The sequence below is a fragment of the Pseudomonas sp. c313 genome (assembly GCF_055407145.1).
The window spans coordinates 86517-107606 of the sequence record NZ_JBUZRD010000002.1; the positions used below are offsets into that span (position 1 = coordinate 86517).

19 protein-coding genes and 2 pseudogenes are annotated in these 21090 nt (G+C 59.0%); 4 read left to right on the forward strand and 17 right to left on the reverse strand.

Translation table 11 applies throughout. The annotated features are described in order from the left end of the window. Positions 1-184: 184 nt before the first annotated feature. Positions 185-1468: a hypothetical protein gene (locus tag ACZRKZ_RS05285; protein WP_463980934.1), complete on the forward strand. Its 1284-nt coding sequence runs from the start codon at positions 185-187 to the stop codon at positions 1466-1468. A gap of 168 nt (positions 1469-1636) precedes the next feature. On the opposite strand, the gene ACZRKZ_RS05290 is transcribed toward ACZRKZ_RS05285, so the two are convergent. After that, positions 1637-1903, reverse strand: a complete 267-nt coding sequence (locus ACZRKZ_RS05290) for a hypothetical protein (protein WP_463970462.1) — start codon at positions 1901-1903, stop codon at positions 1637-1639. 341 nt (positions 1904-2244) lie between these two features. Between ACZRKZ_RS05290 and ACZRKZ_RS05295 the strand changes: the two genes are divergently transcribed. After that, a complete protein-coding gene (locus ACZRKZ_RS05295) occupies positions 2245-3570 on the forward strand; it encodes a sigma-54 dependent transcriptional regulator (protein ID WP_463970461.1) in 1326 nt (441 codons plus the stop codon). Positions 3571-3634: 64 nt separating this feature from the next. On the opposite strand, the pseudogene ACZRKZ_RS05300 reads toward ACZRKZ_RS05295, so the two are convergent. From ACZRKZ_RS05300 to ACZRKZ_RS05330, 7 genes and pseudogenes are all read right to left on the reverse strand, one after another. Further along, a pseudogene (locus ACZRKZ_RS05300) lies at positions 3635-4924 on the reverse strand (hypothetical protein). Between the two features lie 49 nt (positions 4925-4973). Then, positions 4974-5726 carry a hypothetical protein gene (locus ACZRKZ_RS05305; RefSeq protein WP_463980935.1) on the reverse strand — a complete coding sequence of 251 codons (753 nt, stop codon included), beginning with the start codon at positions 5724-5726 and terminating at the stop codon, positions 4974-4976. Between the two features lie 37 nt (positions 5727-5763). Continuing rightward, complete coding sequence (locus ACZRKZ_RS05310) at positions 5764-6444, reverse strand: C39 family peptidase (protein ID WP_463980936.1); 681 nt, start codon at positions 6442-6444, stop codon at positions 5764-5766. A gap of 62 nt (positions 6445-6506) precedes the next feature. Next, entirely contained in the window at positions 6507-7265 is a 759-nt protein-coding gene (locus ACZRKZ_RS05315; RefSeq protein WP_463980937.1) for a hypothetical protein, read from the reverse strand. A 67-nt stretch (positions 7266-7332) separates the two neighbouring features. Next, the gene (locus tag ACZRKZ_RS05320; protein ID WP_463980938.1) at positions 7333-7893 is read right to left on the reverse strand and encodes an adhesin; all 561 of its coding nucleotides are present in this window, start codon (positions 7891-7893) and stop codon (positions 7333-7335) included. Then, positions 7890-8351, reverse strand: coding sequence for a hypothetical protein (locus ACZRKZ_RS05325; RefSeq protein ID WP_463980939.1), 462 nt, complete (start codon positions 8349-8351; stop codon positions 7890-7892). Before ACZRKZ_RS05325 ends, ACZRKZ_RS05320 begins: the two co-directional genes overlap by 4 nt. Before the next feature lie 340 nt (positions 8352-8691). Further along, positions 8692-9684, reverse strand: coding sequence for a FecR family protein (locus ACZRKZ_RS05330; protein WP_463980940.1), 993 nt, complete (start codon positions 9682-9684; stop codon positions 8692-8694). A gap of 306 nt (positions 9685-9990) precedes the next feature. Between ACZRKZ_RS05330 and ACZRKZ_RS05335 the strand changes: the two genes are divergently transcribed. Further along, positions 9991-11028, forward strand: coding sequence for an Ldh family oxidoreductase (locus ACZRKZ_RS05335; protein ID WP_463969992.1), 1038 nt, complete (start codon positions 9991-9993; stop codon positions 11026-11028). Positions 11029-11073: 45 nt separating this feature from the next. Here ACZRKZ_RS05335 and ACZRKZ_RS05340 read toward each other — a convergent pair whose 3' ends face one another. After that, positions 11074-11394 (reverse strand): ElaB/YgaM/YqjD family protein, encoded by a 321-nt coding sequence (locus tag ACZRKZ_RS05340; RefSeq protein ID WP_350615579.1) that lies wholly within the window; start codon positions 11392-11394, stop codon positions 11074-11076. A 163-nt stretch (positions 11395-11557) separates the two neighbouring features. Here ACZRKZ_RS05340 and ACZRKZ_RS05345 point away from each other — a divergent pair, with 163 nt between their 5' ends. Beyond that, positions 11558-11809, forward strand: a complete 252-nt coding sequence (locus ACZRKZ_RS05345) for a hypothetical protein (RefSeq protein ID WP_133103269.1) — start codon at positions 11558-11560, stop codon at positions 11807-11809. A 6-nt stretch (positions 11810-11815) separates the two neighbouring features. On the opposite strand, the pseudogene ACZRKZ_RS05350 reads toward ACZRKZ_RS05345, so the two are convergent. The 8 genes and pseudogenes from ACZRKZ_RS05350 to ACZRKZ_RS05385 all read right to left on the reverse strand — a co-directional run. Continuing rightward, positions 11816-12013 (reverse strand): annotated as a pseudogene (locus ACZRKZ_RS05350) (LysR family transcriptional regulator); the annotation flags it as partial. Between the two features lie 206 nt (positions 12014-12219). Beyond that, entirely contained in the window at positions 12220-13647 is a 1428-nt protein-coding gene (locus ACZRKZ_RS05355) for a mannose-1-phosphate guanylyltransferase/mannose-6-phosphate isomerase (RefSeq protein WP_463980941.1), read from the reverse strand. A 125-nt stretch (positions 13648-13772) separates the two neighbouring features. After that, entirely contained in the window at positions 13773-15275 is a 1503-nt protein-coding gene (locus tag ACZRKZ_RS05360) for a right-handed parallel beta-helix repeat-containing protein (protein WP_463980942.1), read from the reverse strand. A 16-nt stretch (positions 15276-15291) separates the two neighbouring features. Then, entirely contained in the window at positions 15292-16407 is a 1116-nt protein-coding gene (locus tag ACZRKZ_RS05365; protein ID WP_463980943.1) for a polysaccharide lyase, read from the reverse strand. Then, positions 16398-17816, reverse strand: coding sequence for an alginate O-acetyltransferase AlgX-related protein (locus ACZRKZ_RS05370; RefSeq protein ID WP_463969996.1), 1419 nt, complete (start codon positions 17814-17816; stop codon positions 16398-16400). Before ACZRKZ_RS05370 ends, ACZRKZ_RS05365 begins: the two co-directional genes overlap by 10 nt. A 59-nt stretch (positions 17817-17875) precedes the next feature. Then, positions 17876-18526 carry an alginate O-acetyltransferase AlgF gene (locus tag ACZRKZ_RS05375; protein WP_463969997.1) on the reverse strand — a complete coding sequence of 217 codons (651 nt, stop codon included), beginning with the start codon at positions 18524-18526 and terminating at the stop codon, positions 17876-17878. Positions 18527-18542: 16 nt separating this feature from the next. Next, positions 18543-19643 (reverse strand): alginate O-acetyltransferase, encoded by a 1101-nt coding sequence (locus ACZRKZ_RS05380; protein ID WP_463980944.1) that lies wholly within the window; start codon positions 19641-19643, stop codon positions 18543-18545. Between the two features lie 9 nt (positions 19644-19652). Next, positions 19653-21080 carry an MBOAT family O-acyltransferase gene (locus ACZRKZ_RS05385; RefSeq protein WP_463969999.1) on the reverse strand — a complete coding sequence of 476 codons (1428 nt, stop codon included), beginning with the start codon at positions 21078-21080 and terminating at the stop codon, positions 19653-19655. Positions 21081-21090: the final 10 nt, after the last annotated feature.

Consider the following 21090-nt stretch of genomic DNA (forward strand, 5'->3'; position numbering starts at 1 on the left):
GTGCTGAGGCATTGTTGTTTGCCTCACTACCAAGCGTCCCATAAAGACACTGGATTGGCTGCTAAACCATGAAAGCTGTTAGTTCTGACAGTTGCGAAAACCCTTTGGCGTTGATTGAATAAGCCGTGACAGCTGTCACTTGCCGACGTGTATGGCTCGGCCATTGTTTTACCCAGAGACGTGTATGTTCGCAAATACCGCAAATGCCTGGTGGCCAGGCGCGTCGGGCGAGCCTGACCTGAGTTTTGGCGAGTCAGGCAAGGCGGCCGTGGTCATGCCTGGGGTTGATTCCTGCCAGGTCAACGGCTTGGCGTTGTGTCCGGACGGCGGTCTGCTGGTGGCGGCTAAAGTCTACCGGGGCCGCACGACGGGCTTGGGGCTGGCCAGGCTTGACGCCACGGGTTCGCTGGATCAGCGCTTTGGTCGGGCGGGCGCGGTGGTCGACTGTTTTGAAGGCCAGGGTGACGCCATGGCTGACAAGGTGATTCAGTTGCCGGATGGGCGAATCCTGTTGGTTGGGCTGCATTACGAATGTCGCCATCAGTTATTACCGGCCTTGGCGATGTTTCACCCGGACGGGCAACTCGACCCAGGGTTTGGTGATGCCGGCAAGCAGGTGGTGCGATTGCCGGGCGGGCTCTCCAGCGGCACTCGCGATACGTGGCTACCGCCAGGAATTCCCGGCGCCGAGGCTTGCGCGGCGTGTGTGCAACCTGACGGTCGAATCCTGCTGGTAGCCAATCATTCTTTTGAACTGGCCAATCATACGGGGCTGCTGATTCGCCTGGAGCCTGATGGTCGCCTCGATACCACGTTCAATGGCCGTGGTTTTGTCATGGTGCGGCGTTCGCTGCTCAGCACTTGGTTGTCCAGCGTCCACCTGCAGTCGGATGGCGCCATCGTTGTGGCAGGCTCCATCGACGTTCCCCAGCAGGCGCTACTGGCCCGTTATCGGGCAGATGGCAGTCTGGATGAAACGTTTGCCGAGCGGGGCTTCGCACGAATCTCGGCGCAAGGGCGAAACGCCCATTTTAGCCAGGTCATCCAGTGCCGCGACGGTCGGTTGCATGGCGTGGGCAGCAGCCGTGAGCCGATCCATGCCATGGCCCTGGCCGTCGATGCCGACGGTGAGGCTGATCCGGCATTCAATCACGGCCAACCGTTACTGACGGCGATTGCCGGCAGCCCGTGCCAATGGCAAGCGGTGGCGGAGCAGGGGGATGGCAAGCTGGTCATGGCTGGCGCAACAATCGGTGGTTTTGCTGCGGATTTTGTTGTTGCCCGGCATCTGCCAGATGGCAGCCCGGACCCGACCTTTGCCAGCGGTCGCGGTTGGGTCCGCACGCGACTGGGGCGTAGCCTGGACACCGCGACGGCACTGGTTCTACAACCAGATGGCAAGATCCTGCTGGCCGGTCATGGGCGGGATGGGGCGTTTCGTGGGGTGGTGACGCGCTACCACGGCTGACAGTTGAAAAGGCGTGCATCCAATCCCGAACAACTGATTTATGTTCTTTGCACGAACAGCTCTTATGAAGTAGCGCAAACGGTGTTCTTTATCGAGGTCGTTAATCGTTAGATCAACCAGGGCCTGGAGTGAGGATCAATGAGACCTCACTCCAGGCTCTGCGAGTCGTTACTCCGGCATTGCCCAGGATTGTAACTGGTAGCCGTTTTTATCAAGTTCGGCTCGCGCTTGCAGCAGCAGAGATTCCAGTTGCTTGGGATCGGAGTATGCGCTGAGGGAGATCTGTTTGCGCCCGATGCGGTTATTGGTGCGGTCGACAACGGACAGGCTGAGTTCGCCATTGCCGTCTTGCGGGGCCCACGCCACACATTGAAAGGGTTCAAAGGCGTGGCCGGCGATCAAGAGTGCTTCGTTGAAACGGAGCGGGGCGTTCATGGGGTCTTCTCTCTAAATGCCCAATCAAAAGATGTGCCGTCGGTTGGGCTTACCGTTCGGCTAGTACCTGTACTGATGCGCGAAGGTGGGGTACGGGTCACATGCTAGAGCAAGAAAATTCAACTTTCCCTGATTAAAGTCATGTAAAACGCGGTTTTGAAAGCTCGTTGAAAGTTTGAACTAGTGGGTTTTTCTATTTATTGGCTGCTCAAGGAAGTATTTGGCAGCAAACTTATAGCGAAACGATACAAGGGGGCGTCAAGATCTTGCTAGGGTTAGCAACAACCTTTCCAAACTGTTGTTTCTAAATAATTTAATGATTTTGACGCCAAGGAATAGTCATGGTTATTACACCTGCCCTGCGTCGTCTGCTTGTGGTCGAGCCCTGTGGTGACTGCGACCGGCTAATACCCGGTTTGCGCATGGCTGGATGGGAGGTTGACAGCTGCGCCCTGGAAGCGGTCGGTGACCGATCCTGTGACGTGGGGCTGCTGCGCCTGCAGCCGTTTCACCTGGAGCAGCCCGAGGCGATCAAGGAGTTGATCAGCCGCAGTGGTACGGAATGGATCGCGGTGCTTAGCCAGGACGTGTTGCGCCTGCAAAAGGTCGGTGACTTTGTCTGCGAGTGGTTTTTCGACTTCCACACCTTGCCGTTTGATGTTTCCCGGGTCCAGGTCACCTTGGGCCGGGCCTTTGGCATGGCGCGGCTGCGCGGTAAAGGCAACGCCCATGTCGATGAACCGGAGCACGAATTGTTGGGCGACAGCCGCCCGATCCGCGAACTGCGCAAGCTGTTGGCCAAACTGGCACCCACTGAGTCGCCGATCCTGATTCGTGGCGACAGCGGCACCGGCAAGGAACTGGTAGCCAAGACCCTGCATCGGCAGTCCCAACGCCATGCCAAGCCATTTGTGGCAATCAACTGCGGGGCTATCCCTGAACACCTGATCCAGTCCGAACTCTTTGGGCATGAAAAAGGTGCGTTTACCGGCGCTCATCAACGCAAGGTCGGTCGTATCGAAGCCGCCCATGGCGGCACCTTGTTTCTCGATGAAATTGGCGACCTGCCAATGGAGCTACAAGCCAATCTGCTGCGTTTTCTCCAGGAGAAACACATCGAGCGGGTCGGCGGCAGCCAGCCGATTCCAGTGGATGTACGGGTATTGGCGGCTACCCACGTCGACCTGGAAGCGGCAATCGAGAAGGGCACCTTTCGCGAAGACTTGTATTACCGGCTCAATGTCCTGCAAGTAGTGACCGCGCCCTTGCGCGAGCGTCACGGCGACGTCGGGATGTTGGCCAACCACTTTGCCCATTTCTATAGCCAGGAAACCGGCCGCCGCCCCCGCAGTTTCAGCGAGGATGCGCTGGTAGCCATGGGCAAACACGGCTGGCCGGGCAATGTACGTGAGCTGGCCAACCGGGTACGGCGCGGCCTGGTGCTGGCTGAAGGGCGGCAGATTGAAGCGCTCGATCTGGGCTTGCAAAGCCAGCATGCAATCGCGCTACCTATGGCTACACTAGAAGATTACAAGCACCGCGCCGAACGTCAGGCGCTGTGCGATGTGCTCAACCGGCACAGCGACAACCTGAGTGTCGCAGCCCGCGTGCTGGGGGTTTCCCGGCCCACGTTCTACCGGTTGCTGCACAAACACCAGATCCGCTAGGGCGGGTAAACAAAAGCCCCGTCGCGACCCTTATCGCGGCGGGGCTTTTCCCTTTGCGGGCTGATCAAAAGTAGTACGGGAATTTCAGGCTGAAGGTGAAGTCCGGCGCATCGTCGGTCATGCCGATGGCCAGGTTGGGCACGATGGTCAGGTTTTCACTGGCCGCAATGGTCATACCGACGTTGAAATAACCGGCGTTGGCATCGCTCGATACCACCGACTGCCAGTCGCCGCCGTCAGGCTTGAGCTTGCTCTTGCGCTGAATCAGGTCCGAGACCGAGAACGACATGCTCATTCTCTCGTTCAACGCAAAGGCGACACCCACGCCTATCTGGAAGCTGTCACCCAGGCGTACCTAGCCACCGACTTTTTCGTTGACCGTGGAGCTGATGTCGTCAAACGAGTCTTCGAAGTTATGGGTGTAGGACAAACTGCCAAACAGCACTGCCGGGTCGAAGGTCTTGACCAGGGAGATGCCTGGCGTAATCGACCAGACGCCGTTGCCGGTGGGCAGGTTTTCTGGCACAAACAGGTTATCGTTATTAGGCGAACGCACCAGCTTGATGCCGAATGGCTCCTCGCCTGTTGGGGCCTTGATCCGCAGTGAAACCACAGCGTCCGGCAGGTTGGGCGTTTCATCAAGGAATTTGTAGGCGACCCCGAAGTTGACGTCGCCAATAGTCGGATCGCGACTGACTGACTCCTCTGAAGTTGCCGTGCCGCTGCCGCCATTGGCGCCACCGGACTGATACGTCGACTCTCGGTATATCACCGGCACGTTCACATCGAACTGCCAGCGATTATCCAGGTTGTAGCGCCCGGTCATGTCCAGGGTCCAGTTATCGGCCTTGATCCGGTCCAGGTTGATATTGCCGAGAAAGATCGAGTCCAGCGCCAGGAAGCCGTTAAGCGTCAACTGACGGGCATCGTAGCGGGCGTAGGTAATGCCGCTTTCGAAGCTGAACTTGCCATTGCCGAAGAAGCCGCTGGCTTCGTCATACAAGTTGCTCACGCTTTGCGCTGGTGCCGAGTCCTCCTTGAGGGACTGCCCATAGGAGCTGCCGCCCGCCGCCGCGCCGGAACCGCTGGCGGCAACGGTGCTGCCGCCTTTCTTGAAATCTGCTGGTGATTTGGCCAGGCGTTTGGGCGCAGGTGTAGCAGGCTGATCTTCGACCTGGCGAACCCGCTGTTCCAGTACCGCCAAGGCTTTTTGCTGTACATCGTAGCGTTGCTTGAGTTCCAAGAGCTCCTGTTTGAGCGTTTCGATATCGGCGTCCGGCGCGGCGTACAGCATGGTCGCGGGCAAGAGCGTACTTAAACAAACAACGGCACGTAGCGATAACGATCGGGGCATGAAATAAGTCGTCCTTTTCTAATGCGTAGATGTCGAGGGTCAGCGTAGTTCAATAACCGAGAGTACGTAGGCCCTTGAGTTGATCGAGATTGCAGTTCAGAGCGCCGCTGTTGAGGCCACTGTTATTCATCACCACATTGAGGGTGGTGGTATTAAGTACCTGGTTGATATTGCCCGTCAGGCGTACGGCTTGTTGCATGCCGCCCTGGGCAATCCTTTGCAGGGAATCGCCCTGGCCGTTGCGGGCCTGGATTGCCATATTGATGCCGCCACCGGCGTTGGAAATGCTGACCTGACCTGCGCCGCTGGAACCGCTGAGGGTGCCTCCGGCCATCAATACCTGGCCTGAGTGCACGACATTGCCCGGAGCCAGGCCGTTTTCACTGATGTTGATGCCGACATTGTTGTAGGCGCTGTTGCCATCCCCTGCCGCGCGTACGCTCTGGGTTACGCCCGTGCCGCTGCCCAGGCCCGCACCGCCGACCACTGTGCCGCTGCCGATGGTTGGATTCGAAGTCGGACCCTTGCCGGAGTCTCCGGTGGCGGAGACATAAAACTGCGGGGTAATGGTGGATGCGTCGATGTTCATGCTGGCTTTGCCGGTAATGCTGTCGCCGGCAGCGTTGGTCCAGGTGCTGCTCATGACAATGCCGAAACTGATGATCCGCCCGGGCATCACAAAACGACCGCGCAGCTCGGCAAGTTCCGAGTCTTTTATTTCTATCGGCTTAAACACCGATGAAGCATAAGCGGGCATCGAGGCTGCCAGGCACATGACCGTCAGCCAACGGAAAGTGTTCATCATTCGCTCCTGGAGCGTCCTGCCCCTTATTGCGCTTCTAGAAGAAGTCGCTCTGGATGAAACCGAAGTCCATCAGCTCTGAATCCCGGACAGGACTGAACTCGTTCAGTTTGTTCTTGGCGGTCAAGGGAGTAGGCGGGTCGAGCAAGGCATTGGCTTTGTCGTAGCCTTCACCGAGCACGGCGAATACGATGCCGTTCCAGCCCTTGATGAAGTCGTCATGGGAATAGCGTTTGTTGCCCAAGACAGAGTCGCCGATATAAACCCAGTCCTTGTCAGCCCGCTGCATCACCACGAAGTGTTTGTAGCCGCGAATTTCCAGCAGCACCACGACGGGGACTCTCACTGTGACCAAGGTTTCTGGCGCTATCCGATAACCTTTCGCACGCATGCCGATGCTTTCGAGGTAGCGCTTCATGTCCAGCATGGAGAAACCCTGGGTTCGCACCAGGTCCTGATCGGCGTTGATCAGCATGCCTTTGATGATGTGAGCCTCATCGACGTCCAGCCAAAAGGCCTGGCGCAGGATGGTTGCCAGTGCCGCGGCACCGCAGCTGAAATCGGTTTTCTGTTCCACCAGGTTGGCGAACCGGCGCTCGCGGATGCTCTCGACCTTCTTGAAGATCACCGCACCGCCGGGCATGGCAGAGATCGCCATTTGCCCTGCCCAAGTCGGGCCGGCGAGCAGTAACAGGAAGGTGAGGGTGGCGAGGCGCATGATCGAATGACCTGATGGACACTGGAATTAAAAAGGGCCTTGTTGCCAAGGCCCTAGTTGGATCAGAAGCTCAGTTTGCTGCCGCTTGGGCATGTAGTGCAGCCGCTGCCCAGAGACAAGGTGTTGCTTTGTTGGTTGCCCGAACCCGCGGCAACGTTGATCCCGATGTTGCCGGAAGCGTTGTTGCCAGAGTTTTGCAGGCTGGCGTTGTTGTTGACGTACTGAGACTTGCCGTAGCCGAAGTAGCCGTACTTGGTAGCCGCTTGGTTTAGGTAGTTGTTGTTCAGCGATTCTTGCTCGGTGTTTGCCACAGAGGCAACCGAGGTGCCATCGGCCACCACGATAGTCAGGTTGTTTTTCTGTTGGTTACCTTGACCGGCTGCGACGTTGACGCCCACGTTACCGGAGCTGTCGTTGGCCGAGTTTTTCATGGATGCATTGTTTTGCGTCCCTTGGTTTACAAAGTTGTTGTGTTGGCTTTGCTGGAAGATATCGGCCTCGGAGAGGACGAACCAGGCTTTCCCGGCACTGCTGGTGATTGCGGCCGCATTGTCTTGCTGGTTGCCGGTGCCAGAGGCCACGTTAGCACCCAGGTTGCCGTTGCTGTCGTTCAGCGATTTGGTAGCTGATGCATCGTTTTCGGTTTTTGTATCACCGAACTTGTTGTTTTTACTGACTTGAGAGTCAGTCACCACCGCAGCGACAACACCACCGGCTGGAGTTGGAGTTGGTTTGTATTTGTTGCTATCCGCTTGTGCAGCAACAGCCATGAGCGCAGCCAGAGCAAAAACCAGTGGTTTAAGAGCCATTGTAGGTTTCATGGTGTATCTCCTTGCTTCTAATTAGTTGGTTAAGTGTTGGTACGGTGTTGCACACAACCATCAGGGGTTACCTGATGTTAACGTTTAGGGTGTTAGCCAATCGGTTCCCCACCCCGGCACTCTGGTTCACCTGAATCACGCCCCGGCTGCCGGTGAAGGCCTGGTCGCTGGTAACGACCTGGCGGCTGCCAGTGGGTGAGGTGAGCCCTGAGTCTGGTAACAGCGTCATGTTCTGTTGCGACAGAACGCTGTCATCGATGCCCTGCGGGCCAGCACTAATGCTGATCCGCACGGCATTGATCATTTGGTTGTTGGCCCCGGCCGACTGGTTGACCCCCAGTACACCGCTGCCATTGCTGAAAGAAGATCCCTGGATCGCCGCCTTGGCATTCAGGGATGGATCGGCCTTGCCGTCGAGTTTCTGGATGAGCGCACCGCCGACCTGGGCATGGGCACCGATGGCGATGGCGCGGCTGTTGATTTGTTGTTGCTGATTACCGGCGGCCTGGTTGACTGAGAGATTGCCGCTGTACTGTTTGCCGGAGTTATCGATCACGGCATTGTTGTTGCTGTCGGCCATGACTGATGAGCAGCCCAATGCGAGAAGAAGCAACCATGAACGGCTCATTGCTGCGCCCCCATCATGCTGCCGATATTGCTCAACGGGGCCATGCCACGCTGGATCGAACCGTTGATTTGCCCGGCGATGCTGCTACCGCCGCCGCCATGACCCGCCGCTGCGCCAGCACCCAAGGTGGACGAACTGGTTCCGTGGGAAGTGCTCAGCCCGGGAAGGTTACCGTTGGGCAGAATGGCGCGAGTGATGGTGGAGCCGCTGCTGACCCCGGCGATATCGTTATCGCTGAGTTCGCCGCCGGTGGCTTGCAGTACTTGTGCAGCGGGGTTGACGTTAACGGTGGTTGGATAAGGGTCGGGAGCGAATGAGGAACGGCCAGCCATATGACCCTGCACGTTGCGACCAGTGACGATGACACCGTCACCCGCGAGGGCCGCAAGACTCACACTGGCGCTAAGTACACAACTGATCAGCAGTAGGCTCATCGAGCCTGTATTGAGAGTGACCACGGCAGCATTCCTTGTTTTTAACGCTGACCCTAAACAGCGTTATCAGGAACAGAGCAGGAGCTGTGCCGCTTTTTATTTTTATATATTATTCAATGAGTTGGCTTTTATCATCGCGATGCGGGCAACCCGTGTGTATCAGCGCTGAGACAACAGTACGTTGATCTGCCCAGTAGCCGCCCCAGCCGGGCATGGGCACGCTGCGGGGCGTTACCTGTATCAGCGATGAAACATGTTGGATAACAAAACAATGAACCCGCAGCCGGTGGACGGTTCAGGCAGGCCCAGTGTCTCAAAAGTGGACACTGTGCCTATGGCGAGGGGTGTGTGCCGCAGGGGCAGCTCAAGTCTTGGGCGCTTTGCCCGGTATCGAGTTGAGCACGGGGTTGCCGTCCTGGTTCTGGGTCAGGTAGACCGGCAGGACCTTGGGCAGCGAGGCGACGAGATTGTTGACTTCATGGATGTTGTAGATCCCGCCAATGCGAATGGCGCCGGTGCTGGCGTCTGCCAGCATCATCGGTTTGCTCAGGTAACGGTTGATCAGCGGCAAGGCATCGGCGAGGGCCAGGTTGTCGAAAATCAACTTGCCCGTACGCCACGCCAGGGCGCAATCGTCTGGCGCGATCGGCTTCACATGAGGGCGGGTGTCGCCATGGTCGTAGCGGGCCTGCATGCCAGGGGACAAGCTCAGGCCACTGTGGCCCACATCGCTGGTGACTTGCACCGAGCCTTCGAGCAACATGATCCGGACCTGGTCTTCGTATTTCCAGACATTGAACTGGGTACCGGTAACCCTGATCCGCCCATCACCGGCCCGGACCACAAAAGGGTGCAGGCGGTCATGGCTGACGTTGAAGAATGCTTCACCTTTTTTCAGGGTGACTCGACGCTCGTCCTTGTAGTTGCTGTAGACCAGTTCGGTGCCCAGGTTCAGCTCCACCTGGCTGCCGTCTTCCAGGGTGACTTGTCGCAGTTCGCCCCCGGCCTCGTAATGTTTATACGAGTTGGGCAACCAGCCGGCTTCCCAGCCCGTGAACGCGGCCAACGGCAACGCCACCAGGCATACCGCAGCGGCTATGGCATAGGTACGCAATAGGCTGCGCGGTGTGATCCGTGCCACCGGCGCTGTTTCGCTGCGAGGCAAATGATCGGCAACGTCCCAGATTTCCAGCATGGCTGCGTATTCGAAGGCATGCAGCGGATGTGCATCATGCCACTGTTCAAAAGCCTGGCGTTCGGCAGTCGTGCAATCGAAAGCATGCAGACGCATACACCAGTGCGCAGCGGCATCGGTGATGGCGTCATATTCGGCTTCTGAAAGGGACTGTTCGGTCATTTGCTCTTCCTGGTTTCCTGCATTCTAACCTTCCCGGCACGGTGCCGAGAACAGCCATCATGGCGAATGAACATCAATGTGGAACTAATTCTTGCCCCAGGCACCCTGAAAATCAGGATCTGTAAGTCATTCTCTCTCAAGCCTGGGAGTCCACCCAGCCCAGGAGTGAGTGGTGTAAAGCCTGCGTTAAATAAACAGCGTTGTACCGAAACGGGTGGTTGACAGGCCACTCGCTCGGCGTTGTTTAATCAAGAGGCTGAATCCAGCAGGCTGTTGCCCCCTCCAATAATTACTCTGGAGCTTCAGATGTCAGCCACGCCCGTTATTGCTGCAAGTGACTCGCAGACTATTGCCTTTCCCGAACTGGTTAGCTTGCTCAAGCAGATTTTCCTCAACCACGGCACCTCGCCTGACGTCGCCGCCGTGCTGGCAAACAACTGTGCCAGCGCCCAGCGCGACGGCGCCCAGAGTCATGGGGTATTCCGCATGCCCGGTTACGTATCGACCCTGGACAGCGGCTGGGTGGATGGCAAGGCCGTACCGATTGTCGAGGATGTCGCCTCGGGGTTTGTCCGGGTAGATGCCTGTAATGGCTTTGCCCAGCCAGCCCTGGCCGCCGCCCGCCCGTTGCTGGTGGAAAAGGCCCGCAGCGCCGGTATCGCAGTACTGGCCATCCGTAACTCACATCATTTTGCGGCGCTGTGGCCCGATGTCGAACCCTTCGCCGACGAAGGTCTGGTGGCCCTGAGCGTGGTCAACAGCATGACGTGCGTGGTGCCCCACGGTGCTGATCGGCCACTGTTCGGTACCAACCCGATTGCCTTTGCCGCGCCACGGGCCGACGGCCCGCCGATTGTCTTTGACCTGGCCACCAGCGCCATCGCCCATGGTGATGTGCAGATCGCCGCGCGCAAGGGTGAGCGTGTGCCGCCCGGTACCGGGGTCGATAGCCTGGGCCAGCCGACCCAGGACCCCAGGGCCATCCTCGAAGGCGGCGCCTTGTTGCCGTTTGGCGGGCACAAGGGCTCGGCGTTGTCGATGATGGTCGAGTTGCTGGCGGCAGCACTGACCGGCGGGAATTTTTCGTTCGAGTTCGACTGGTCCAATCATCCTGGTGCCAAAACGCCGTGGACCGGCCAGTTACTGATCGTCATCGACCCCAGCAAAACCGCCGGGCAAAACTTTGCCGAGCGCAGCCAGGAGCTGGTGCGGCAGATGCATGCTGCGGGGTTGCGGCGTTTGCCGGGCGATCGTCGTCATCGCGCACGGGCGAGGGCCGAGGAGGAGGGGATTGTTATCGAGGTGGAGGAGTTGGCGCGGTTGCGGCGGTTGGTGCAAGGTTAACTCGGCCGACTGTGGAGCGAGCAAACTCGCTCCACAGGGAAAACCTCAGTTACGACGACCCAACAGCAGGCCGACCACCAGGCCGAAGCCTGCAGAAATTGCCACGGTCTGCCATGGGTGACCACCGATATAGGTTTCGGTAGCGTCCACCATTGGCTTGCTGCGCTCACGCACGCTGGACACCGAGTCCAGGGCCTGCTTGAGCTTGAGGGCTACCTGCTCGCGCAGGGTTTCACCTTCTTCGCCCACCAGGGAGGCGCTGCTCTTGAGCAGCTTGTCCGATTCCTCGATCAGCGCCTGGAGTTCGCTGAAGGCTTGATCCTTGATTTGTTCTTCGACGGCTTGCGCGGCAGTTTTGCGGGCCATTGGGTGACTCCTTGCAGGTGAATGTGACAGCGAACAATGGAGTATTCGCCGGCTGAAAAAGTTGCAGCTTTTTTTCCGCTGGCCTGGCCTGAGCAAAATCCAGAGCGGGAAATTTCGACCTACAGTGTAAGATGTCACCTATTTGTACCGCAGGGAATTCCACATGAGCTTCAATCTGGCCAACAAGCCCCTTGCCGAGCGCGCTGAGCTCGAAGATGAAAAGTCCCGTCTGTATGACTTGTGGCAAAGCAACCTGGGCAAGGCCAAGGGCGAGGGCGCCCGCTTGTTCGGCGAGCGCGCCAAGCGCAAGGGCAAATGGGCTGAATGGGTGCGCTCGGAGCTGGACGGCATGTCGCCGCCGGAGTTCGCCAACATGGTGCGTAGTGAAGTCAATCGGTTGATGGCGGCCAAGTAACTCGCTTCATGTAAAACACGCCAGCACCGCGTCCCTTGCCTTGAGCAGCATCGGGTCTAACTGGGCCTGGGTGCGCCAGCCCATTTCCACCGGATAGCGTGGCAAGGCCAGCGGGCAGGGCAGGACTGTCAACCCGGTCATCCGGGCAATGGCTTGGGCTGCGTGTCCGGGAATGGTCGCCACGGCCGCACTGCCCTTGAGCAGTGGCCGCGCTCTATCGCTACATTGCCACGACGGCTTCGCCAGAAATTGCCCAGCGTTATACCCACACCATCGTGACCCATTGCGAAGAGCTACGGACGTTCCTGCACCGAGGGAACCCGCGGGCGATATACGCCCTGGGCTGTGTATCACGAACTATCGCAAGTACTTTTAAAAAAATCGTCTACAGCGCCAATGTCCTAAATGTCCTAAATCTCCTTTTTGGCCAAACGCCCGTAGCGGTCCTCGAAACGTACGATATCGTCTTCGCCCAGGTAAACCCCGGACTGCACTTCGATCAATTCCAATGGCACCTTGCCCGGATTGGACAATGAATGCTTGACCCCCAGCGGGATATAAGTGGATTGGTTCTCGGAAAGGATCAATTCGTTGTCGCCACAGATCACCCGAGCAGTACCAGACACTACAATCCAGTGTTCGGCGCGATGGTAATGTAATTGCAGCGACAGGCATTCGCCTGGCAGCACGCAGATCCGCTTAACCTGATAGCGCTCACCCTTATCAACTGTGTCGTAGTGGCCCCACGGACGATTAACCAGTGGGTGGGTGATAAACTCGGCGCGCTCTTCGACCAGTAGACGCTTCACCACGTCCTTGACCTGCTGGCTGTCGTGCTTGTTGGCGATCAGTATTGCGTCCTTAGTTTCGATGACGATCAAGTCATCAAGACCGACGGTGGCCACTAGACGGTGATGCGATTGCACCAAGCAGTTACGGGTATTAATGGCCATTACGTCGCCTTCAAGGCGATTTTTGTTAACGTCGTGCGGGCCAACATCCCAGATCGCAGCCCAACTGCCAAGGTCGTTCCAACCGGCATCCAGCGGCACCATCAGACCTGTGGCGGTGTTCTCCATCACGGCATAGTCCACCGACTCATCGGCGCACAACGCGAAATGCTCAGCCTGCAAATGCAGGAAGTGGCTGTCAGGTTCGGCGTGTTCCAGAGCAAAGTGGCATGAGGCCAGAATTTCCGGGCGATGCTGCCGCAGTTCGGCCAAGAACACCGAGGCACGAAACATGAACATGCCGCTGTTCCACAGATAAGCACCCGAAGACAGATACTCCTCGGCCATTTCTGGCGAGGGCTTTTCCTTGAAGGCGGCGATAGCGAAACCACCTTGTTCGATGGCAGCACCGCACTGGATGTAACCAAAGCCGGTTTCGGCGTGGGTTGGGGTGATACCGAACGTCACCAAATGCCCTTTCTCCGCATGAACCTGAGCCTGACGCACAGTGTCACGAAAGGATTCTTCGTTATGGATATGGTGGTCGGCAGCGAGTACTAGCAGGATCGGATCGCTGCCGTCGGCAGTGGCTTCCAGCGCAGCCAAAGCAATGGCGGGCGCGGTATTGCGGGCCAGCGGCTCAAGAATGATCCGACGGCTGGTCATCTTCGCTACCCGCAGTTGCTCGGCAACGATGAAACGGTGCTGCTCGTTGCTCACTATGACAGGGGGTGAATACTCCAGGCCTTGCAGCCGAGCCAACGTACGCTGAAACATCGTCCCCTGATCCTGGCCATCGAGGGCAAGGAATTGCTTGGGAAAGCTCTGTCGTGATAAAGGCCAAAGACGCGATCCATTACCGCCAGCAAGGATTACAGGGGTGAGCATAGCAACTCCATTGATATGCCACGTGCGCGCATGGTGGCGCAAGTTGGCTTTTCCACTACAAACGATCAGGAAAGAACCGGCCGGTGCCACCTGGGCCACACAGCTGCTCCTACATTAGGGTGTTGTTACCGGGCAAGGGCGCTGTCGGTGCACGCGAGTGCTGCGGGCTTCCCGACGCCTGGGATGCGGCGGATCTGCACCATGCAACCCTGGCGCACGGTGGCATCGAGCAGCAAGCTTTGCACCGGCATCAGATCGCCGACCAGCAAGTTCTGCAGCAACGGCTTGCCCTGATATTGGTTGTGCCCCAGCACCACGTTGTCGATCCCTTCGACCCGCACTACGGCCTTGCCAATGTTGCCCAGGCGGTTGCCGGTCAGGGCCAGTTCGCCCGGCAGTGGCAGGGCGTTGCGCAGACTGATGGCGTACTCGGGGCTGGTGCTGATGCGGTTATCGAGTATCGACAACGACTGCACTTCACTGCCGTCGATGGCGCTGCCCTGGCTGTTGCTGATCAGGTTGCCAACAATCATCAAGGCGCCGTCTTTGCCGGCCAGGCTGCGCAGTTGAATGCCATTCCCCTTGGAGTCGCCAATTCGGTTGCCGGTGATCAGCAGGGCGCCGTTTTGTTCGTTGACTTCAATGCCGGCCTTGGCGGTGGTGAGGATCAGGTTGTCCTTGACCAATGCACGGGTTTGCCCGCGCACGCGGATGCCACTGTTGTTTTCGACGCCGCGAATACTGTTGCCGACCAGCTGTGCCTGGCTGTTGTTGAGGTCGATGGCGTACTGCTGTTGCTGCTCAAACGTTGAATGCTCGATCTGCGCCCGGGCATGCTGCAGGTTCACGCCCGTGGACAGCTCGGTAAAATGGCTGTTGCGGATCAACACATTGGAGGGTGGCGTGCTGGGCGCCTGTTGGGTGCTGATAGCGGTGCTCAGGCCTTGTGACAGGTTGGCGCTATAGCCCAGGCGGTTGAGGGTGGAGTCCAGGATCTGCGTGGAGCTGCCGGCCCAGGACACCACGAACGGCCGATAGGCACGGTCGGTGTCGCTGGTCTTTCCCCCGGTCCAGCCTTCCAGCCGGGATTGGTTCAGGCTCAGCAAACCCTGATTGATCAGCGCGGTGCCGGAAAAGTTGTACATATAGAGGCTGGTGCCTTCGAGTATCAGCCCGCCACTGGCGGTGATCATCAGCGGGTAGCTCAACAGGTAACCGTCCTTGTGGCGGCGCAGCACGCGCGGGTCGTGCAGGGCGTCGGCCAGTTGCGCCAGGGTGATGCTGCCGCCACTGATTACTACCGCTTGCGGGTGATGCGACTGGTACCCGGCAATGGCGCGGAACAGGCCATTGTTGACGAACGGCTCGAATGGCCAACTGCCTTGCTGGGACGAAAACATCGGTTGCAGGCTGACCTGGGCGCGTCCGGCGGGCCTGCGGATGGTCACGTCGGCCATTTGCACGGCCTGGCGGGTACGGTTCAACAGCTCGGCCTGTTGGTCACGCTGCTGTTGCGCGGGGATCACGCTCAGCGCACGGTCCAGGGGCAACGGTTGGGTCTGGGCCTGGCAGGCCAGGGTGCTGGTCAGCAAGGTGGCGAACAGACCGATACGAATGAATGGCGGCATAGTAGTCATCCTTGGCTCAGTGGCCGATGGAGTACAGCGGCTTGAGCGGGCCGCCGAGCTGGCTGTAGTTATCGACGTCACCGTCCAGCGAGTCATACAGTTTGCGAGACAGCTCATGCTGCGGGCTGCGCTGCAGAAACGGGATCAACCATGCCATCTTGTAGGGGGCGATGTCGGCCTGGGACTGGCCTTGCAGCTCTGGCAAACCATGGGGGTCGAGCACGCTACGGGCGGCGAAATTGGCCAGCAGCTCTAGGCGCGACTGGTCATCGGCTGACCAGCTCAGGTTGTTGCTGCGCGCGGTCTCGGCCAGCATCACCAAGGGCACCATGGCGTACTGGCTGTAGCTAGCGGCCAGCTTGCCGCGGGCCACCTCAAGCGGCAGGTAGGCGTAGTCACCCGCGCTGGACAGCGTGGCCTGCTGTAAGCCACGGCGCAGATTGCCGTCGCCCCAGCGGATGAAGTCGTCGCGCTGGATCAGCATGCCGGTAGCTGACACGGCCCAGCCAGCCCAGTAGTCGTGGTTATTGAAGAAGGCAAAGCCTGGCGCATGGCGGGGTTGGTACTCTTCGATGATCAGCGCGCCGAGGCGGGCGAGCCAGTCTTTCTGCACCGGCGACAGCACGAGTTTTTTGTCCGCCATGGCCTCAGTCATCAGCAGGGTGCCACTGATGGCAGCCACCGCCCACTTGCGCGCGGCCATACCGCTGCCGCTGGCGTCTCGGTTGAGCAGGGCACCGGCTTTAGCCCAGGTTTCCAGCCACTGGTCCTGGCAGGCCAGGGCCATGTTCGCCTGTTGCGGGCTTTTGGCCCGTTCGAACTGTTTGGTGGCGTAGATCAGCCCACCAATGAAGGCCTTGACCTGTTTGCCGACCTCCTCGGTGCCCTGGTTGGGGTTGGTGGCCAGAGTCGATTTGCTGGCGTCGCTCTGGTCGTACTTGCTTTTGAGCTGCAGACTGCCAGTGTAGGGCGGTGGCGGTTCCTTCACACAGGTAAGGGTGCGGTAATCGGCAATCATCGCCGAGGTGGCTGTGGCCCGTGCCGGCCAGATCGAGATGGTGGCGCTAGCAGCGGCCAGGTGCAGGCAACCAGCGGTGCTGAGCAAAACCAGCAGCAAGGGCTTCAAAGGCATAATCTGGTGTCCACTTGGGTCGCGCCACTGGAAGGTTTGGTCGGCTCCATGAACACCGACAGCAGGTTGGCGCCCTGAAACTCCTTGGCTTTGCTCAATTCCAAGTAGTACTGGCCACCAGTCACGGCTGCTTCACGGCGGAACCAGACCTTGTCGCGCAGGCCATTGTCGTAATACACAATGATGTAGAAGTCTTTGACGTTCTTGTCGCTGATCTTGATGTCCAAGAAACCTGTCGGGCCCTTGAGGTTACTGCGGTTTTCGCCGGCATTGCTCAGCAGTTCGATACGGTCGCTGACCTTCAGCGCTGGGTGGTCCAGGCGATTGCTCAGCAGCGTTTGCGAGGTGGCACAGCCGCCCTTGATCGCCGGCACCAACTGCCGGTACATCTGCGGCGACTCCAACTGGTAGTTGGCTGGCAGTTCCCAGATCACCACCTTGGGCGGAGCCGCGGGTTTGTAGCTGTCCGACAGCAGGTACTCCAGCAACGAGCCGTCCTGCCCGGCGCCGGGCAGGGCGAAGTTGAGGATGTCCACGTCCAGGTACTGCTTGAGGTAACCGTCGAAGTTGAACTGCTTGCTTTCGTCTTCCCGAGCAGCGGCGTTACTGTCGCCCACTAGGATCACTTGCGAGTCGGGCGTTTCGTTAAACAAGGCGTCGGCGCTATTGGCCATTGGCACCGTCTGGTAGCCGCGCACGTATTGCATGCCAAAGTTGTTACCACACAAATAGGTCAGCCCCAGGTTCATGGTGCCGTCCTTGGGCACCACCACGCCGGGTTCGGTGCGGTATTGCGTTTTGGTCAGACCTGCATAAAACGGCTGGCGGCGTATTTCGTCGGCCACTACTTGGGCTGTGGCCTGGGCGCCGGCCGGGGTCCAGTGGTGGTCGCGCCGAAAGAAGTATTCGCCGGCTGGCGGCTTGGCCACCAACTGCATCACGTCGGGCACTACCGCGCCGCCTGCGCGCATCTGTTGCAGGTAGGCACTGAGGTTGCGATTGGCGCGGGCAAACTCAAAGCCCATTTCCTGGCCGGGGCGCAGTTTGTCGCGGTGCATCAGCCCGCGGGTCGGCTGGATGGCCATGACCACGTGGATGCCCTGGCGCGCGAAGGCCGCCATCAGCCGTGCGTATTCGCTGCGCATGTTGGCCGGGATGCCGAAGTCATTGGTCAGATCGACCTCGGAGCGAAACAGCCAACGGTCCTTGCCGGGTACGATCTCGCGCAGCAGTTTCATGCGCCCCTCGGCGTAGTTTTGCTGGTCCTTGAGCGCCGGGCAGATCAGGCAGTCCAGGCCTGTGCATGCGGGGGCGTTCTTGGCCGCGACAGGCTGGGCTTGGGCGGCGAGCGCGGGCAGGCCGAACAGCGAGAGCAATACGGCGAAGCCGAAATGTAAGGGTATCTTCATGGGCGCAAACTTCATCATCCTGTTGATTGGGGCGTGCGAGCTACCGGTGCAACGCGTCCTCACTCGGTGGGGTCGATGCCGTTGGCCAGGCTCATGCTCTTGTAGCCACTGCCCTGAGGCAGCAGCACGTAGCTGTAGGAGCGGCCTTTTTTCAGGAACAGCTCGTCAAAGTTGGCCACGTTCTGTTCACCCACGTAGGCGGCAAAGCCGATCTTGATCTCGTTGACCATGCGGCTGCCGGTCTGGTCTTTGCCCAGCGGGTCGACGATCAGGTGCTTGCCGTCCACGGTTTTCAACGCAGCCTGGGTCGACGTCAGGTTGTAGAACGCCACCTGGGCTTTCTTCGGCTCGTTGACGTATTTGTCGGCGATCAGGTTCAGGGTCTTGCCGTCGTATACCACCGTGCTGGCGGCATTGGCCGCAAGGGTCGGCTGGATAGACTGGCCGGCCACGGCGATGCTGTGCTTGCCCGGGGTGGTGAAGCGGTAGCCGCTCAGTTGCCCGGCGGCGACTTTCTGCGGGTTGGTCTTGCCGCTCAGGCTCACGTCGATGCCACTGTTACTAAGGTTCAGCACCCGCACAAAGGTCGAGTCGGCCGGGGCCACAGCGTCGTATAAGTCGGCATTGCTTTCGGCGGCCAGCGCGTGTGCGGTGATCAGCAGCAGGCTGGCGCCGCCGAGTAGACGTTGGATCAGGGTAGAGGCAGTCATGGTTCACTCCTTAAACTTAAAAATGGACAGATAGAGTAGGCAGGCTGGATGAGCTGGCGCGGTGGGCCAATACGGTTCGCAGCGGGAATTCCCAAATCACCGTGTCCAGGCTGTCGTTGGTCAGTTGGTCGCTTTTGAGGAACTCATTCATCGCCTCAAACGGACCACGGGCTTCCACCGCCACGCTGAACAGGTCGGTGCTCAGGGCTTCTTTCAAAAAGCCGCTGAAATTCCAGTCATCAATCTTTGTGTAGCTGGTGCCCACCAGGGCGATGCGCTGCGGCTCGTCGCCAAAGAGGCTGGAATCGCTGACGGCCTGACTGGCCTTGAGGGTCTCAAACAGCGCGATGGTGCTGGCGCCGTACGCCGGCGGCTCGTTGCGCTGGTCGAACTGGATGTAGTTCATCAGGTCGCCCTTGATGGTTTTCTGCGCCACGGACTGGGAGGCATAGGCCGTGCTGCCGATCAACTCCGGGTGCTGGAGGGCCAACTCACGGGCGGCTTCTCGGGCGCCCTGTGGGGTCCAGTGAGTGTCGGACTTGAGGAACAGCGGCACCTCGTTTCGCACGGCCATAAAACGTGCGCGTAGTGGCACCACGGTTACTTTTTGCTGTTGCAGTTGCTCGACAAAACGGTCGTACAGGCTTATGGCTCGCAGGTCTGCAGCGCGCAGAGTGTGCTCGGCGTAGATGTCCAGTTTCATCGGCAACGGCAGCACGATCAGGCGCTTGTTGTGGGCCATTAGGCGCGCCTGCACTTCGCCGATCTGTGCCAGTTGCAGGCTCAGGTTGTGCTCCAGGTTGTTCGGCACGCGGTATTCCTGATTGGTGAACAGCCAGCCATCACGACCCAGCACCACTCCGCTGGTGCCTTCATGAAACAGCTGGTACTGGACATCGGCCCACAGCTCAATCGAAGGTTCGCGCAGGAAGAAGCGCTTGTCGTAGACCTGTTCAAACTTGCGTAACAGCTTGCCATCCATGAACAGTGAGTAGGCGTCGGACTGGCTCTTGCCGAAGCTGAACACCACTGGCAGCGAGTACCCGAACATGCCCAGCAGCAACACGCAGAACAGCAGCCCATTGAGTTTGCTCGCCGAATTCATCACGGGGTACATGGGTGCCTCCTAGAACTGAAAGTACAGAAACGGTGAAAAGGAATGTGCGGCCAGGCTGCTCAGCGACAAGGCAAAGCCTGCCCAGAGCAAGAGCATCTTCATGCCGCCCACATGACGCATGAAATACTGCTGCTTGTTGCCGGCATAGAAACGCACGTTGTTGATGCCAGAGAGGATCAGCCACGCCACCGCGACCAAGGCGAAGGCCATGGCCATTTTCGAGGCGCCCAGCACGTACAGATCCAGGCTTCCGGTACCGTTGAAACCGAGCATCGCCTTGTAGATTTCAAGGCTATGGGTCAGGTTGCTGGTGAAGAACAGTGGCATGCTCAGCGTGATCAGAAAGACGGTGCGCAAGTTGCGCAGCAGCTTGTAGGGGGTGGTGATCTTGGTCGCGATGCCCAGCTTGCGCTCAGTCACCATGGCCAGGCCGAAGAACAGCCCCCAGCAGATAAAGGCAAAGCTTGCGCCGTGCCACAGGCCCGACAGCAGCATGGTGTAGACCAGCGCGGGCATGGCGCCGGCAATGCGCTTGCGCACCAGCGGCATATATACGTAGTCGCGCAGAAAGTGCGCCAGGGTCATGTGCCAGCGGGCCCAGAACTCTGTGACGCTCTGGGACACATACGGCTGGTTGAAGTTTTCCGGAAAGCGAAAGCCCATCATCAGTGCCAGGCCCAGCGCCATGTGGCTATAGCCGGCAAAGTCGAAGTACAACTGCAGCGTCGACACCACCAGGCCGAACCAGGCATCGCCCATCTGCAAGGTGCCTTCGCTGATGAACAAACTTGCGATGGGAGCCAACTGGTCGGCGATCAGCACCTTCATGATAAACCCGAGCATGAATCGGCACACACCCAGGCTGAACAGCTCCAGGGAGTGTTCGCGATGGCGAAGTTGCGGCGCGAGTTGGCTGTAGCGCAGGATCGGCCCGGCCACCAGATGCGGGAACAATGCAACGAAGGCGGCGAAATCGATGAAGCTATTCGTCGGTGTTGCGTCCTTGCGATAAATGTCGACGATGTAGCTCAGTGCGTGGAATACGTAGAACGAAATACCCAGGGGCAGGAAAATCGTTTCCAGGGTGAAGGTGTTGATGCCCAGCGGTGCCAGCAGGGTGGCGAGCACATCGGCGCCGAAGTTGGCGTATTTGAAGTAGCCCAGCGTCGACAGGTTGCCGATGATACCGATCCACAACAGGCGAAATGCCCAGCGCTTGTCGCCCGCCTCGAGTCGCGCCTTGATGCGCAGGCCGAACCAATAGTTCCAGTAAGTGATACCGACGAACAACAGCAGGAAGTCCGGGCGCCACCAGGCATAGAACAGGTAGCTGGCGGCGACGATCACCGTGGACCGCCATTGCGGGCGCGACAGAAAGTACACCAGCAGGAACACCGGCAGGTACAGAAACAGGAACACGTTGGAGGCGAAAATCATGGGCAGTCCC

Excerpts from the sequence above, each read along its gene's own strand:
- ACZRKZ_RS05345 (WP_133103269.1), top strand. The coding sequence starts at position 11,558 with ATGAGCTTCAATCTGGCCAACAAGCCCCTTGCCGAGCGCGCTGAGCTC.
- ACZRKZ_RS05370 (WP_463969996.1), bottom strand. The coding sequence starts at position 17,816 with ATGAAGATACCCTTACATTTCGGCTTCGCCGTATTGCTCTCGCTGTTC.
- ACZRKZ_RS05285 (WP_463980934.1), top strand. The coding sequence starts at position 185 with ATGTTCGCAAATACCGCAAATGCCTGGTGGCCAGGCGCGTCGGGCGAG.
- ACZRKZ_RS05335 (WP_463969992.1), top strand. The coding sequence starts at position 9,991 with ATGTCAGCCACGCCCGTTATTGCTGCAAGTGACTCGCAGACTATTGCC.
- ACZRKZ_RS05380 (WP_463980944.1), bottom strand. The coding sequence starts at position 19,643 with ATGTACCCCGTGATGAATTCGGCGAGCAAACTCAATGGGCTGCTGTTC.
- ACZRKZ_RS05365 (WP_463980943.1), bottom strand. The coding sequence starts at position 16,407 with ATGCCTTTGAAGCCCTTGCTGCTGGTTTTGCTCAGCACCGCTGGTTGC.
- ACZRKZ_RS05295 (WP_463970461.1), top strand. The coding sequence starts at position 2,245 with ATGGTTATTACACCTGCCCTGCGTCGTCTGCTTGTGGTCGAGCCCTGT.
- ACZRKZ_RS05355 (WP_463980941.1), bottom strand. The coding sequence starts at position 13,647 with ATGCTCACCCCTGTAATCCTTGCTGGCGGTAATGGATCGCGTCTTTGG.
- ACZRKZ_RS05360 (WP_463980942.1), bottom strand. The coding sequence starts at position 15,275 with ATGCCGCCATTCATTCGTATCGGTCTGTTCGCCACCTTGCTGACCAGC.
- ACZRKZ_RS05330 (WP_463980940.1), bottom strand. The coding sequence starts at position 9,684 with ATGACCGAACAGTCCCTTTCAGAAGCCGAATATGACGCCATCACCGAT.
- ACZRKZ_RS05290 (WP_463970462.1), bottom strand. The coding sequence starts at position 1,903 with ATGAACGCCCCGCTCCGTTTCAACGAAGCACTCTTGATCGCCGGCCAC.
- ACZRKZ_RS05305 (WP_463980935.1), bottom strand. The coding sequence starts at position 5,726 with ATGAACACTTTCCGTTGGCTGACGGTCATGTGCCTGGCAGCCTCGATG.
- ACZRKZ_RS05310 (WP_463980936.1), bottom strand. The coding sequence starts at position 6,444 with ATGCGCCTCGCCACCCTCACCTTCCTGTTACTGCTCGCCGGCCCGACT.
- ACZRKZ_RS05375 (WP_463969997.1), bottom strand. The coding sequence starts at position 18,526 with ATGACTGCCTCTACCCTGATCCAACGTCTACTCGGCGGCGCCAGCCTG.
- ACZRKZ_RS05340 (WP_350615579.1), bottom strand. The coding sequence starts at position 11,394 with ATGGCCCGCAAAACTGCCGCGCAAGCCGTCGAAGAACAAATCAAGGAT.
- ACZRKZ_RS05320 (WP_463980938.1), bottom strand. The coding sequence starts at position 7,893 with ATGAGCCGTTCATGGTTGCTTCTTCTCGCATTGGGCTGCTCATCAGTC.
- ACZRKZ_RS05315 (WP_463980937.1), bottom strand. The coding sequence starts at position 7,265 with ATGAAACCTACAATGGCTCTTAAACCACTGGTTTTTGCTCTGGCTGCG.
- ACZRKZ_RS05385 (WP_463969999.1), bottom strand. The coding sequence starts at position 21,080 with ATGATTTTCGCCTCCAACGTGTTCCTGTTTCTGTACCTGCCGGTGTTC.